Source organism: Chitinophaga sp. 01L420 (genome assembly GCF_056399985.1).
Map to the genome: position 1 here is coordinate 165,028 of NZ_JBFTSK010000001.1, position 15,603 is coordinate 180,630.

Annotated in this window: 11 protein-coding genes; 8 read left to right on the top strand and 3 right to left on the bottom strand. The window is 44.9% G+C overall.

What is annotated here, in order from left to right; genetic code table 11:
- Positions 1-207: 207 nt before the first annotated feature.
- Positions 208-609 (bottom strand): methylmalonyl-CoA epimerase, encoded by a 402-nt coding sequence (gene mce / locus AC1DP6_RS00725; RefSeq protein ID WP_477053158.1) that lies wholly within the window; start codon positions 607-609, stop codon positions 208-210.
- Positions 610-742: 133 nt separating this feature from the next.
- On the opposite strand from mce, the gene AC1DP6_RS00730 reads away from it, so the two are divergent.
- The 8 genes from AC1DP6_RS00730 (at position 743) to AC1DP6_RS00765 (ending at position 13,114) form a co-directional block, all read left to right on the top strand.
- Positions 743-1,948: an IscS subfamily cysteine desulfurase gene (locus AC1DP6_RS00730; protein WP_477053159.1), complete on the top strand. Its 1,206-nt coding sequence runs from the start codon at positions 743-745 to the stop codon at positions 1,946-1,948.
- A gap of 62 nt (positions 1,949-2,010) precedes the next feature.
- The gene (gldF, locus tag AC1DP6_RS00735; RefSeq protein WP_477053160.1) at positions 2,011-2,751 is read left to right on the top strand and encodes a gliding motility-associated ABC transporter permease subunit GldF; all 741 of its coding nucleotides are present in this window, start codon (positions 2,011-2,013) and stop codon (positions 2,749-2,751) included.
- Between the two features lie 22 nt (positions 2,752-2,773).
- Positions 2,774-4,477, top strand: coding sequence for a gliding motility-associated ABC transporter substrate-binding protein GldG (gene gldG, locus AC1DP6_RS00740; RefSeq protein ID WP_477053161.1), 1,704 nt, complete (start codon positions 2,774-2,776; stop codon positions 4,475-4,477).
- A 124-nt stretch (positions 4,478-4,601) separates the two neighbouring features.
- Positions 4,602-5,570 carry a TerC/Alx family metal homeostasis membrane protein gene (locus AC1DP6_RS00745; RefSeq protein WP_477023380.1) on the top strand — a complete coding sequence of 323 codons (969 nt, stop codon included), beginning with the start codon at positions 4,602-4,604 and terminating at the stop codon, positions 5,568-5,570.
- Between the two features lie 58 nt (positions 5,571-5,628).
- The gene (locus tag AC1DP6_RS00750; RefSeq protein ID WP_477053162.1) at positions 5,629-8,133 is read left to right on the top strand and encodes a bifunctional UDP-N-acetylmuramoyl-tripeptide:D-alanyl-D-alanine ligase/alanine racemase; all 2,505 of its coding nucleotides are present in this window, start codon (positions 5,629-5,631) and stop codon (positions 8,131-8,133) included.
- Positions 8,134-8,193: 60 nt separating this feature from the next.
- Entirely contained in the window at positions 8,194-8,847 is a 654-nt protein-coding gene (locus tag AC1DP6_RS00755; protein WP_477053163.1) for a lipoprotein signal peptidase, read from the top strand.
- A gap of 403 nt (positions 8,848-9,250) precedes the next feature.
- Entirely contained in the window at positions 9,251-12,118 is a 2,868-nt protein-coding gene (locus AC1DP6_RS00760; protein ID WP_477053164.1) for a TonB-dependent receptor, read from the top strand.
- Positions 12,119-12,184: 66 nt separating this feature from the next.
- Positions 12,185-13,114 (top strand): sulfite exporter TauE/SafE family protein, encoded by a 930-nt coding sequence (locus tag AC1DP6_RS00765; RefSeq protein ID WP_477053165.1) that lies wholly within the window; start codon positions 12,185-12,187, stop codon positions 13,112-13,114.
- Here the strand turns inward: AC1DP6_RS00765 and AC1DP6_RS00770 are convergent.
- Together AC1DP6_RS00770 and fumC are read right to left on the bottom strand one after the other, a co-directional pair.
- Positions 13,097-14,086 (bottom strand): 2-hydroxyacid dehydrogenase, encoded by a 990-nt coding sequence (locus AC1DP6_RS00770; protein ID WP_477053166.1) that lies wholly within the window; start codon positions 14,084-14,086, stop codon positions 13,097-13,099. The genes AC1DP6_RS00765 and AC1DP6_RS00770 overlap by 18 nt on opposite strands.
- Before the next feature lie 102 nt (positions 14,087-14,188).
- Positions 14,189-15,589, bottom strand: coding sequence for a class II fumarate hydratase (fumC, locus tag AC1DP6_RS00775; protein WP_477023385.1), 1,401 nt, complete (start codon positions 15,587-15,589; stop codon positions 14,189-14,191).
- Between the last annotated feature and the right edge of the window lie 14 nt (positions 15,590-15,603).

A 15,603-nucleotide genomic window follows, 5' to 3' on the forward strand; every position in this document is an offset into this window, starting at 1 on the left:
TTTTTGTATTTGAGTGTTTGTAGATATAACGTAATGGAAAATGTATTTGTTCAAAAATTTATAAAATAATTTTGGTCTTAACTTTTTGTGCCCTTTTGGGGGGTGTTTCATAATTACTTACGAAGGGATAATTCCTTTGGATTGCTAAAATGGAAAAAAAGTTAAAAAATTTATTATTATTTATATTTGAAATATATAAGTAAATGTCTACTTGATCTCCTGACAAATCTCTATCAAAACTCCGTTACTGTGCTTTGGATGCAGGAAACAGATCAGTTTATTATCCGCTCCCCTTTTCGGTGTTTCCTGTAATAAAACAAACCCTTCTTCCTGTAATCTTTTCATTTCCGCATAGATATCTGCCACCTCAAAAGCGATATGATGCATACCTTCTCCCTTTTTATCCAGGAATTTAGCAATAGCACTGCCTGGACCGGTTGCTTCCAGCAGTTCTATTTTGGTTTCCCCCTGTTGAAAAAAAGCCGTCATCACCTGTTCACTACTCACTTCTTCCTGTTTATAACAGCTGGTATTCAGCAGCTTTTCAAACAGTGGAACGGAGTCTGACAATGAATTTACCGCGATACCAATATGTTCTACCCTGAGCATGTTTAATAGTTTAACGATGTAGTTGAAATGCAGTATCCGTAAAGCTTTTTCGGAATATGCTTAACCCGGTAAAAATAGAACTTATGTTGTAAATTTGTTTGGTTCGGATTTTAATATAAATAGAAAGATAGATATGTTACAGCTGCCTGTTTACCTGGACAACAACGCCACCACCCCCTGCGACCCAAGGGTGGTAGCTGCCATGTTACCTTACTTCACGGAAGTATATGGTAATGCCGCCAGCCGCAGTCACCCGTTTGGATGGGCGGCAGAGGAGGCAGTAGACTACGCCCGTGAGCAGGTAGCGAAGCTGATTGGTGCTGAACCCAAAGAAATCGTGTTTACCTCCGGGGCTACGGAAGCTGTTAACCTCGCCATCAAAGGCGTATATGAAATGTATGCCGGCAAAGGTCAGCATATTATTACCGCCGTTACCGAACACAAAGCAGTACTGGATACCTGTAAACACCTGGAAAAGCTAGGGGCGCAAATCACCTGGCTACCTGTGAACAGGGAAGGGGAAATAGATCTGGCGGAACTGGAAGCTGCCATTACGCCGCAAACCATCCTTATCAGTATCATGTATGCTAATAATGAAGTAGGGGTGATCCAGCCAATACGTGCCATCAGCGATATAGCCAGAAAGCATGGCGTTCTGTTTATGACCGACGCCACACAGGCCGTTGGGAAAATCCCTGTAGACGTCAATACAGACGGTATAGACCTGCTCACCCTCAGCGCGCATAAAATGTATGGTCCCAAAGGAATAGGGGCGCTATACGTGCGCAGACGGTCACCACGCGTAAAACTCACCGCGCAGATAGATGGCGGCGGACATGAAAGAGGAATGCGTTCCGGCACCCTGAATGTACCCGGTATTGTAGGCCTGGGAAAAGCCTGCGAACTATGCCAGGCAGAAATGGCGGCAGATGCCGCACGGATAATACCTATGAGAGACCGCCTGGAAAAAGCGTTGCTGGAACTGGAACAGTCATACGTAAACGGCTCCGTTTCCCATCGCCTGCCACATACCACCAACCTGTCTTTTAAGTATATAGAAGGAGAAACCCTGATGATGGGCTTTAATAAAAACATTGCCCTCTCTACCGGTTCCGCCTGTACGTCGGCATCACTGGAACCCAGCTATGTGCTGAAAGCACTGGGCCTGAGCGATGACCTCGCACATGCTTCCCTCCGTTTCGGTCTGGGACGTTTTACCACAGATGAACAAATAGATTACGCCATCCAAACCATTACCGATGCGGTCAATAAACTAAGAAGTATGAGTCCAATCTGGGAAATGTATAAAGATGGTGTAGACCTCGATACAATAGCCTAAAAGGTAATAGTGTTTAGCTATATTTGTATCTTTACTAATATCCTAATCCTTACAAACTGTTCATGCTAGCCATCTTTAAGAAAGAGATAAACCAGTTTTTCAGCAGCGTCACCGGCTATGTAGCCATCATCCTGTTTTTGCTGGCAAACGGATTATTACTTTTCGTTTTTCCGGAAACCAGTTTGCTCGACACCGGCTACGCCAACCTGGATCCGCTGTTCAACCTGGCGCCACTCATTTACCTCCTGCTGATCCCCGCCATCACCATGCGTTGTTTTGCGGATGAATTTAAAAGCGGTACCATGGAATTACTCAGTACCAAACCACTCACCGGCTGGCAGATCGTAATGGGTAAATTCTGGGGCAGCATGGTCATTGTGCTTATTTCCCTGGTGCCTACCATTGTATATTACTTCGCCATCCGGCAGTTAAGTGTAGATGCCCAACAACTGGATACCGGCGGCATCATAGGGTCTTATATAGGACTTTTACTGCTGGGCGCAGCATTTACGGCTACCGGCATATGGTCATCTTCCTTAACCAACAATGCGATGATCGCCTTTCTCATTGCGCTTTTTACCTGCTTTATACTTTATAATGGTTTTGATGCCATCAGCAAAATACCCGCTTTCAGCGGCGGGGCAGATTATTACCTGCAAATGGCTGGTATCAAGTTCCATTATACTTCTATCAGCCGTGGCGTGATCGATAGTCGTGACATCGTCTATTTTATCAGTATCATCGGCCTGATGCTCTACCTCACTAAATTATCCCTCCAAAGAAAACTCTGGCAAAACGGGTAAAAGACCTGCCTTACTAAATGATATGGCTACACGAAAAAAATACATACAACGTGCAATAGCAGTAATACTGGTACTCACGGGCATTAATATAGCAGCCGCTTACTTTCATGGCAGATGGGATCTGACAAACGAAAAAAGATATACACTCACCAACAATACGCGGCAAATGCTGCGGAAGCTGGACAGTCCGGTTGATATTGAAGTTTTCCTGAAAGGCGATTATCCCGCCAGCTTCCGGCAGTTGGCACAAGCCACCACCGAATTATTGGAAGAGTTCCGTGAATATGGCAAACAAAACTTACGGTTTACTTTTATCAATCCCGGACAGGGCATGACAGATACTGCCCGTATGAAGTTCCTCGGAGAACTGACGGCACAGGGCATCATGCCTTTTAATATGAAAGTACAGCAGGAGGCCAATGACGGCTTCGCGGAAAAACTCATTTTTCCCGGTGCACTGGTGCATTACAAAGGAAAAACGATGGGGGTAAACCTGTTAAAGAACCAGGGAGGACAGGATCCGCTGCAAACCATGAACAACTCGGAAGCTCTGCTGGAATACCAGTTTGCCAATGCCATCAGCAAATTGCAGGAAAAAGAAAAGCCACTCGTAGGGTATATGCTCGGACATGGTGAATCATTAGGAGCAGAAGTATATGATGCGCTGAGCACCCTGCAAACTAACTACGCACTGGATACACTTACTTTACAGGCCGCTTCTTTTATTTCACCCGAATTTGATGTGGTCCTCTTTGCCAAGCCTGCCGGTGCTTTCAGCGATGCAGACAAACTCAAAATAGATCAATATGTGATGAATGGAGGTAAAGTGCTGTGGTTTATTGATGAGTCCAGCGCTACCATGGACAGCTTACATCAACATAATGAATTTGCGGCTGTTGATCGTGGATTAAACCTGGAGGACCTGCTGTTCCGCTATGGTGTGCGTATTAACCAGGACCTGGTGATGGATCTGCAGAGTGATGTAGTGCCACTGGTGGTGGGCAACGTAGGTAACCGGCCACAGATACAGCCGGTACCGTTTCCCTACTTTCCGATGCTCATGCCTACCAAAGCACATCCTATTGTAAAAAATCTGGATATGGTGCTGAGTCGTTTTGTGAGTTCTATGGACACGATAAAAAATGACGCAGTCCACAAAACCATTTTGCTGACTACTTCTCACAGCAGCCGCACCATGCGCCTTCCGGCAGAAGTGAGCTGGGACGTGGTAAAAACACAACCCAATCCCCGCGAATACCGTCAACAATACTTACCGGCAGCCGTTTTACTGGAAGGTCACTTTATTTCTCTATTTCGTAACCGTCAGGATCCCGCAGTAGTAAATGAACTGCAACGGGCCTCTGGCAAAGCTTTTCGAGATTCCTGCTATTCCATTAACAAGATGATTGTAGTGAGTGACGGTGATTTGATTGCCAACGCTGTGTCCCGTAAAGAAGGCCCATTACAAATGGGTATCAACGAATTTAACCCGGGCTTTGCCTTTGCCAATAAAGAGTTTTTTCTCAACTGCCTGGAATACCTCAGTGGTAACAGTGGCATCATGGAAGCGCGCAATAAAGAACTGACGCTGCGCCTGCTTGATAACGAAAAAATCAGACAGGAAAAAACCAAGTGGCAGGTGATCTGCTTCCTGGTACCTATTGGGCTGGTACTATTGTTCGCAATGGTTTTCCAGTTTGTTCGGCAACGGAAATTCGCAGATTAACACCGCCAACATATTAGCTTTTAGCGTTTCTATACACAATCTTTGGCAGAAACACTAAAAGCTAACTCCTAAATGCTAACAGTCGTTTTCTTATCTTTGCTCCTTCATAAAAAAAAATCGTCACATGACATCCATACAATGGACCTATCTCATATTCTTTATTGTGGTAGTCATTGCATTAATTTTTGATCTTGGTTTATTTAGTAAAAAAAACGAAAAGACTAGTATCAAAACCGCGCTATGGCAAAGCATTTTCTGGGTAGGCCTCTCCGTTTTGTTTTTTGGATTCATGTGGATTGTAGATGGTTCTGAAAAGGCAGTCAGTTTTATGAGTGCTTATCTGATGGAGAAGTCATTATCCATGGATAATATTTTTGTATTCATTCTCATATTTGGTTTTTTTAAGATAAAAGAAGAATACTATGCCCGGGTGTTACTGATCGGTATCATATTAGCGATTGTTTTCAGGGCGATCTTTATCAGTGTGGGCGTAGTACTGATACAGCAGTTCGAATGGATCCTGTATATTTTTGGCGCGTTTCTGCTGTATACCGGTTACAAAATGTTTACCGCCAACAGTGACGATGAATTCAAGCCGGAAGAAAATTTTGCTTACCGGTTCATGAATAAATATATGCGGGTAACAACAGAAGAGCCAAAAGGGCGTTTTGTTATTCGTAAACATAATAAGGCGTATCTCACCACGTTATCATTAGTAGTGGTAATGCTGGCGGTCACTGATATTATATTTGCACTGGATTCTATTCCAGCTGTATTTGCCATATCGAAAGAACCAGTAGTGGTGTATACCTCCAATATATTTGCGGTATTAGGACTCAGGTCCTTATTCTTTTTACTGAGGGGAGCGGTAGATAAATTTGATTATTTACCTCAGGGTATTGCAATTGTGCTTATTTTCATTGGACTGAAAATGCTCATAGAATCTTTCGTTCACATACCCGTATTGGCAAAGTATTATATTCACATACCGGTATATGTATCGTTAATCGTAATTATACTATGCCTTGGAGGTTCCATCCTCTATTCTCTCTATCATGAGAAGAAAAAATTACCGGAAGCAGAAGAGAAGTAAAAAGCAGCTGTAGACAATGTTTTTGCGGCCGCTAAGTGATTATTCAAACCTGATAAACGTGTATAACGCAGCAAGCATCAACAAGACTTTGAAAGGGGAATTGTTGCAAGAGACCGGATTTTCTGAAATTGACCATCTTTTATTGGACAGCAGGAAGCTCAGCTTCCCCGAAACATCTCTGTTCATTTCTTTGGTTAGCCCACGGCGCAATGCGCATCAATACATTGAAGAATTGTACCGCAAGGGGGTGAGTAATTTTATTGTGAGTGAACCTGTGCCACTGGAAAAATATCCAAAAGCCACTTTCATCCTGGTAAAAGATACATTACAAGCCCTGCACGCACTGGTGGCCTTTCACCGTCACCATTTTCATATCCCTGTTATTGGTATTACCGGCAGCAATGGAAAAACCATTGTGAAGGAATGGCTGTACCAGTTACTGGAAAAGGATTACAACATTGTACGCAGTCCTAAAAGTTATAACTCCCAGATCGGTGTACCCTTGTCGGTATGGCAAATGAAGCCGGAACACCAGCTGGCTATCTTTGAAGCGGGCATTTCACAACCCGGAGAAATGGTGAACCTGGAAAAGATCATCCGTCCTACTATCGGCATTTTCACCAACATCGGTGAAGCCCACAGTGAAGGATTTTTAAATATCCGGCAGAAGATCAATGAGAAGCTGGTATTATTTGCCAAAAGCGATATCCTCATTTACTGCAAAGATTATCTTGCCCTGAATGAGTGTGTGCTGGCCTTTCACAACCAGGTAGGTAAAAAGGAAAACCAGGAAGGTGGTCCTGAATTGTTCTCCTGGTCCAGGAAAACAGATGCCGACCTGCGCGTGATCAGCGTAGATAAAAAAGATAACCATACCCGCATAGATGCCCTGTACAAGCAGGAACCACTTCATTTCACCATTCCTTTTGTGGATGAAGGCTCCATTGAAAATGCCATTCACTGCGCCGCACTGATGCTCTACCTGGGCAAGGAAGAAACAGTGATACAACAGCGGATGGATCAGTTGAGCAACATCGCTATGCGACTGGAACTGAAGCAGGGTATTAATAACTGTTCTGTTATCAACGACAGCTACAGCCTGGATCTTGGCTCTTTAACCATTGCCCTGGACTTCCTGCAACAGCAGCAACAGCACGCTACACGCACCGTTATTCTCAGCGATATCCTGCAAAGTGGCAAGAGTGATGCTACCCTTTATGAAGAAGTAGCGGATCTGTTACAGAAAAAAGGCATCAATAAATTGCTCGCCATTGGTAAAAACATTGGTCGTGAAAAGAAAAGCTTTCAGCAGATAGAAGGACTGAAAACACAGTTCTTTACTACTACTGATGAATATATACAACAGTTTAATGCGGATGACTTCCAGAATGAAACCATACTGGTAAAGGGTTCCCGCATATTCCAGTTTGAACGTATCGGCAAACTGCTGGAGCAGAAAGCACATCAGACTATCCTGGAGATTAACCTGACCGCTATATCACATAACGTAAAGCTGTATCAGTCGCTGTTAAAGCCTAATACCAAATTAATGGCCATGGTGAAAGCATTTTCCTATGGTAGCGGTAGTTTTGAGATAGCCAACCTCCTGCAGTTTCATGGCGTTGACTATCTCGCGGTAGCCTATGCGGATGAAGGTGTGGAGTTAAGGAGAGCAGGTATTACCATGCCTATTATGGTGATGAATCCTGAGCCAGCCAGTTTTGACGCCATTCTTCACTGGAACCTGGAACCGGAAATTTATTCCATGCAGATATTACTGCAGTTTATGGAAGAAGTAACCGCAGCAGGAAAAACAGATTTCCCTGTTCATATTAAACTGGACACGGGTATGCACAGACTGGGCTTTGTGAAAAGTGAAATTGCAGAATTGGCGCAGATCCTGACGACCACCCCGTTAATGAAAGTACAATCCATATTCAGCCACCTGGCCGCGAGCGAAGATCCGGAGAAGGATGCGTTCACACAGCAGCAGGGCCGGTTATTTTATGATATGAGCCATGAATTGCAGAAAGCGCTGGGTTATGCGGTGATCCGTCATATTTCCAATAGTGCTGCTATTACCCGCCATCCTGATTTACAGCTGGATATGGTGCGGTTAGGCATCGGCATGTATGGTATCGACAGCAGTAATGGCATGCAGGATCAGCTCCGTAATGTGAGTACCCTGAAAACCACCGTAGCGCAGTTAAAACACCTGGATGCAGGCGATGCTGTGGGTTATGGCGCCACCTGGGTAGCCAAAGGCCCATCTGTTACGGCTACCGTGCGTATCGGCTATGCCGATGGTTATCCAAGAAGATTGGGTAAGGGTGTGGGCAAAATGCTGGTACGGGGCAAACTGGCGCCTGTAGTAGGCGTAGTAGCTATGGATATGCTGATGCTGGATGTAACACATATTCCGGATGTGGAAGAAGGGGATGAAGCGATTGTTTTTGGCCAGGATTTGTCAGTACAGGAGCTCTCCGCCTGGGCTGAAACCATTCCCTATGAAATATTAACAGGAATTTCACAGCGGGTAAAAAGGGTATATTTCCAGGAATAATGATATTGCAGGCTTCGACTTTGAAATAAACTATTATTTTTGATAAAATTCTAATATCAGTTGAAATATCGTCACGTAGTATTTATCGTTATCCTGATCCTCGCCATTGACCAGACCCTGAAGTTCTGGATCAAAACGCATATGTTTATGCAGCAGGAATTTGTGATTTTCCCCAATTGGTTCCGGATCCATTTTATCGAGAACGAAGGAATGGCCTATGGGCTTAAGTTTGGAGGCGACTTTGGCAAGATTCTGCTTACCATGTTCCGCTTAGTAGCGGTAGTGGTAGGGTTCGTGTACATGAAGAAACTTATTAAAGAAAAGTATAGTACCGGCCTGCTGATCTGCGGTTCCCTGATTCTGGCTGGTGCAGCCGGTAACCTGATAGACAGTATGTTTTATGGTTTGATCTTCAACGACAGCGTAGGTTACGAAGTAGCTAAGTTTATGCCTTCCGGCGGTGGCTATGGCAGCTTTTTACACGGTCGGGTAGTGGATATGCTGTATTTCCCCATCTATGAGGGCTATTTACCTAAGTGGTTACCCTTCAAAGGAGGCGATTATTTCGTGTTTTTCCGCCCGGTATTCAACGTAGCAGATGCGGCTATTTCCACTGGTGTAGTGGCTATCCTGTTGTTCCAGAAACGCTTTTTCGGCAAACATATGCAGCCTAAAGAGATAGAACAACCGGTGGCAAAGGATCATGTAGTTTAACTTTTTTATAAATATTTATAGGGAGAAGCGTTCGCCGTTGGCGGACGCTTTCTTTTTTTGAGACAGGCCATAATTCCCAATCATCACCTCTTCAAACGATTTCTTTCCTCTCCCGCTAAAAAAAATTTCCGATGCGGCCCCCAGCCCGGTACGTCCTCATTCCCAATGGGTTAAAGCGCCCGCTGCGGCGCGTTTACAATCATCCCCACTGCAATTTTCCAATAAATACGCCTATTTGCTTTGAAATGAAAAATACCCGGACTATATTTGTCTACTAATTCTATAGACTATATGATAATGACTTTTACAAAACAAGCTGGTATTACCCGATGTTGAGGCACGACAACGGTTTACATCCCCTTATCAATTTTATCTTTCCAGAATCTATAATGTTGACAACACTATGCAAAAGTTCTTACCTATACTGGCAAAATACCTTTTTGCAATATTGGTATTCAGTCCGGTACTAGTACAGGCACAGCTCAATGGCTCCTATGTAATTCAGGGCACTATTACAGATGACCATGGCAACGCCCTTCCCGGCGCATCTGTTCAGATCAAAGGCACTTCTTTTGGCTCACAAACAGACGCCAAAGGCCATTTTGAAGTAACCACCAACGCCAAATTCCCCCTGAAACTTGTATTCAGGCTGATAGGCTATCAACCCCAGGAATTTGATGTAAAAAGCAGCAGCAGCAAACTCGCCATCCAGTTATATACGCAATCACTGCTGGTAAATGAGGTAGTCGTATCTGCCTCCCGTCAGCAGGAAAAGCTGCTCCGCTCCCCGGTAGCCATCGAAAAGCTGGACATCCGGGCCCTGAAGGAAACGCCGTCTTCTACCTTTTATGATGCCCTCGGCAACCTGAAAGGTGTACAAATGACCACTGCAGGTCTGACTTTCAAAGTATTCAATACCCGTGGCTTCAACGTTCCCAACAACTTCCGCTTCATGCAGCTGGTAGATGGGGTGGACAACCAGGCGGCTACACTGGGTGTACCCCTCGGTAACGCCATCGGCCCCACGGAACTGGATATTTCCAGCGTAGAAGTAACGCCCGGCGCATCTTCCGCCCTATACGGTATGAACGCTATTAATGGCATGTCTAACCTCATCACCAAAAACCCCTTCCAATACCAGGGTGTAAGTGTATACCAGAAAGTAGCGGTAAACCATGTAGGTGACAACGGCGGCGCCAAATTACTCACGGAAACGGCCGTACGTTACGCACAGGCCTATTCTTCCTGGTTTGCCTGGAAAGTGAACCTGAGCTACATGCAGGGCACCGACTGGTATGCAGACAACCACAGTGACTTTTCCCCACAATCAAAAGCCAACCCTGATTTTCCGCAACTAAGCGGAGCTAACAATATCGCTAATGATGCATGGAATAAATACGGGGACAACTCCAATCTCCAGGTAATCGACAAAGACGGACGCGCTTACAACGTACACCGTACCGGCTACTGGGAGAAAGATATAGTAGGTGATTTCACCGTAAAAAATAAAAAGGCCGACTTCTCTTTCAACTTCCGCTTACCCCGTAAACTGGAGTTATCTGCATCCTACCGTTATGGTGAAATGGATGGATTTTTCCAACGCGGTAACCGTATCGGCCTGAGAGGCGTGACCGTACAAAATGCAAAACTGGAACTGGTACACCCGGACTTCACCGTAAGATCCTATATCTCCATTGAAAATACCGGAGACTCTTACAACATGAACCCGCTGGCGGATAACCTGGAAAAATCTTTCAAGCCAGATAAAAAATGGCTCGCGGATTATACCTCCGGCTTAAACAATGCGCTGACAGCTGGCTCCGACCTCGTTGCAGCCCATCAGGCGGCCCGCACCTTTGCGGATGCCGGCAGATGGACACCAGGTACTCCTGCCTTCGACGCACAGGTAGCTAAAATTAAAAGCATTAACGACTGGGATATTTACCCTACTTCCAAAGACCCTAACAATACCAGCGGTGGTGCTGCACTCCTGCAAAGGAGCCGTTTCTACCATACGGAAGGTACCTGGAACCTGCGTAAATACATCCACTTCGCCGATGTACTGGTAGGCGCGGATTACCGCACCTACGAAATCATCCCGGATGGTAACAACTTCGTAGATTTTTCCCGTCCCGCTGATAAACGCAACACACCTGGCGGCAAAAATATCTGGTACGGAAAATATGGTGGCTTTGCACAAATCAGCAAAACATTTTTCAACGATGCACTGAAGCTCACCGGCTCCCTGCGCTACGATAAAAATGAGCAGTTCGATGGTAAAATAAACCCTCGTATTGCGGCGGTTTACAGCATTAAAGACAAACATAACTTCCGCGTTTCCTGGCAGAATGGATTCCGTTTCCCTTCCCTGTTTGAAGCTTACTCCTTCGTAAACAACGGCCAGGTAAGACGTGTAGGCGGTCTTGCTTTCATTGAAGAAGGACTCGGTTACTTCAAAAACTCCTTTCTCACCAGCACAGTAGATGCGTTTGGTGTAGCGGTAAATAAAACCATCAATGCAGAACACATCTCCAAAGATGCTGCTGCTGCAAAAAATGCTGGTGTATTGAAAGTTGCTAACCTGGATCCTATCGTTCCGGAACAGATCACTTCATTCGAAGCAGGTTATAAAGCCGTATTGCTGGACAACAGATTGTTTGTGGATCTGGATGGTTATTATAGCTCCTACAAACATTTCATCGGACAAATAGAAGCAGTAGTACCCAAAACCGGTAACGTAAACACACCTGATCAGACAGTGCTGAACCAGATGCTCGACAAGGCACAACAAGACCGCTACCGCGTTTGGACGAACAGTAAATCTACCGTAAACAACTACGGATTTGCCCTGGCGGTTACCTACGATATCTATAAAGGCTACACCGTAAGTGGTAATGCCAACTACAATAAACTGGCCCAGGATAAAACTAAAGACGATGCGTTGATTCCTGGTTTTAATACGCCTGATTGGTTTACCAACGTGAGTCTGGGTAACCGTAACGTAGTGAAGAATATTGGCTTTAACGTGGTATGGCACTGGCAGAATACGTTCTATTGGCAGAACCTCTTTGGTAACGGCGATGTACCTGCATACAACACCGTAGATGCACAGATTACCTATCGCGTACCAAAGATCAATACCTCCTTTAAACTGGGAGCCTCCAACATCCTGAATTCTAAATACTTCCAGTATGTAGGTGGTCCCACTATCGGCGGATTGTACTACTTAACGGTAACGTATGATAATGTTTTCAAGAAGATTAACAAGTAATTATTTCAGCGATGCAGATGAAATATCTGCATCGCTGCTTTTTTTTCACCTCTCAATGTAACTGATATGACTACACGATCAACGGCCGTAGCAGGCACAGTAGCAGCAAAGCAGCAGTCCTCCTACAAATGGTGGCAGATTGCCGGCCTATCGCTGATCGTGGTCATTGTATTGGTGGTGCTGTATCGATACCAGGTGCCCACTGCTGTTCAGGGCAAAGTATACCAGTTCATTGAATCGCTGTTTACAACAGAGTTATTGTTTTATATTATTGTTGGCCTGTGTGCGCAACTGGTAGATGGAGCATTGGGTATGGCTTACGGCGCTACTTCCTCGTCCCTGCTGTTGGGTCTGGGTGTATCTCCTTCTGTGAGCAGCGCCAGCGTACATGTAGCTGAAGTATTTACCACGGGAGCATCGGGGTTTGCTCATTTCAAGCTGGGAAATGTGAACAAAAAACTATTTTTATGCCTGCTGATTCCAGGCATGATTGGCGCCATTACAGGCGCTTATCTCTTATCCGACAAGATAGATGGCGATGTGATAAAACCCTTTATCAGTGCTTATTTACTTGTGTTGGGTATTATCGTGATCCGGAAAGGCATCCAGAAAAACAAGCGGAAAAGCAAAACAAAAAGATTGGGACCACTGGCTTTTATGGGTGGATTTATGGATGCTATTGGTGGCGGAGGCTGGGGCCCGATTGTTACCTCTACCTTATTGAGCAAGGGCCGTACCGTACATTATACCATTGGCTCTGTGAATGCTGCTGAGTTTTTCATCTCCCTTTCCAGTGCAGCAACCTTCCTGATATTTACAGGCATCTCCAGCTGGCAGGTGATTGTAGGCCTGGTGATTGGCGGCGTAATTGCTTCTCCTTTTGCGGCGGTGCTGGTAAGAAAAATTAAACGCAAACCTCTCATGATCATGGTAGGTATCCTCATCATTATCCTGAGTTTACGTACGATCGTTACTACGCTACTTCACCTCATTTAAGAGGTCTTCCCCTTTATCGAAACTACGTATATTGTTTAACGTTACCTCTGCAATCTGTGTTAATGCTTCTTTCGTAAAAAATCCCTGGTGGGCGGTTACCACTACATTGGGGAAAGTGGTTAATCTTGACAGCACATCATCCTGGATAATACTGCCGGAAAAATTCTGAAAAAACAGGTGTTCTTCCTGTTCATATACATCTATTCCCAGTGCCCCAATATGCCCGTTTTTGAGCGCTTCCACTACTGCCTTGGTGTCAATCAATCCGCCACGACTAGTATTAATCAATACTACGCCGGGTTTCATGGTGGCAATGGTATGTGCATTCACAATATGGCGGGTACTTTCCAACAGCGGGCAATGTAGTGATATCACATCTGCCTTTGAAAAAACAGTGGCCATAGATACATATTCCACACCTGCTTCCTGCAAGGCGGGTTGTTCGTAAATGTCATGAGCATATACCTTGCAGCCAAAGCCCTGCATAATGCGGCAAAATACGGCGCCTATATTACCGGTACCTACTACCCCGATAGTTTTGCCAAAGAGATCAAATCCTTCCAGTCCGTTCAGCGTAAAGTTACCATCACGTACACGGTTATACGATTTATATATTTTCCGGTTGAGCGCCAGCAGTAAGGTTACCGCATGTTCTGCCACCGCGTGTGGTGAATAAGCAGGTACACGTACCACTTTAATACCGGCAGCTGCAGCGGCTTTGAGGTCTACATTATTAAAGCCGGCGCAACGCAGGGCAATTAATTTTATACCCTTCTCTTTCAATATGTGGATGACAGTGGCATCTGCTTTATCATTTACAAATATGCAAATCGCCTGTTCTTCCTTTATCAATGCAGTATTATCTTCATTCAGCGGGGCATCCAGGAAACGAAAGCAATGCGATCCCTGCTGATTAGCCTGATTGAAATACTTTATATCGTAAGCCTGGGCACTATAAAAGAGAATATCCATGGAGCTGTTAGGTATTGCCGGTTAGTAAAAATAAAAATGCAGCGGGATAAAAGTAGTTTATATACTTCTAATCCTCGCTGCATTTCACTAAAAGCTAATAGCTTACTTTATTTCTCCTACCATGTGAGCGGGCACTACCCATTCATCAAATTCAGCCGGGGTTACGTAACCCAGTTTCACGGCCATTTCTTTGAGGGTAGTTCCTTCCTTATGGGCTTTCTGCGCAATTTCAGCTGCTTTATAGTAGCCGATTTTGGTGTTCAATGCAGTTACCAGCATGAGGGAATTTTCCACATGTTTTTTGATGTTGGCTTCAATAGGTTCGATACCTTCAGCGCATTTGTCGTTGAAGCTTACGCAACCGTCACCGATCAGGCGGGCAGAATGCAGGAAGTTGAAGATCATCACTGGTTTAAACACGTTCAGTTCGAAGTGTCCGTTAGAACCGCCAATGCTGATGGTCACATCGTTACCCATTACCTGTGCAGCAATCATGGTGAGCGCTTCGCACTGGGTGGGGTTTACTTTGCCTGGCATAATAGAAGAACCCGGCTCATTGTCAGGGATGTGAATTTCGCCGATACCTGCGCGTGGGCCGGAGCTCAGCATGCGGATATCGTTGGCTATCTTCATTAAACTTACCGCTACCATTTTCAGTGCGCCATGTGCTTCTACGATAGCATCATGTGCTGCCAATGCTTCAAATTTATTTTCAGCAGTGATAAAAGGAAGTCCGGTTAACAGTGCAATATTTTTTGCCACGTTTTCAGAGTATCCTTTAGGTGTATTGATGCCAGTACCAACTGCAGTGCCACCCAGTGCCAGTTCACTCAGGTGAGCCAGTGAATTGTTGATCGCTTTTAAGCCATGGTTCAGCTGTGCTACATAGCCGCTAATTTCCTGACCAAGTGTAAGTGGGGTAGCATCCATGAAGTGGGTACGACCTATTTTCACTACATTCTTAAATGCTGCTGCTTTTTTAGCGAGGGTATCGCGCAGCTTTGTAATGCCGGGAATAGTTACTTCCTGCAGCATTTTATAAGCAGCAATGTGCATGGCAGTAGGGAAGGTATCATTGGAAGACTGCGATTTATTCACATCATCATTGGGATGAACGAATTTATCTTTGTCTGTCAGCTGACCACCATGTAATACGTGTGCGCGGTAAGCTACCACTTCGTTCACGTTCATGTTGGACTGCGTACCGGAACCGGTTTGCCAAACTACCAGTGGAAACTGGTCATCCAGTTTACCTTCCAGGATTTCATCGCATACCTGACCAATCAGATCGCTTTTTTCTTTCGGCAGCACACCCGCTTCTACGTTAGTGATGGCAGCCGCTTTCTTCAGATAAGCAAATGCCTTGATAATTTCTTTCGGCATTTTGTTGATATCCTGGGCGATCTTGAAATTTTCAATGGAGCGCTGTGTTTGAGCGCCATAATAGGCATTTACAGGCACTTTCACCTCGCCCATTGTGTCTTTCTCTATTCTGAATTCCATGACTTAAACTTTTA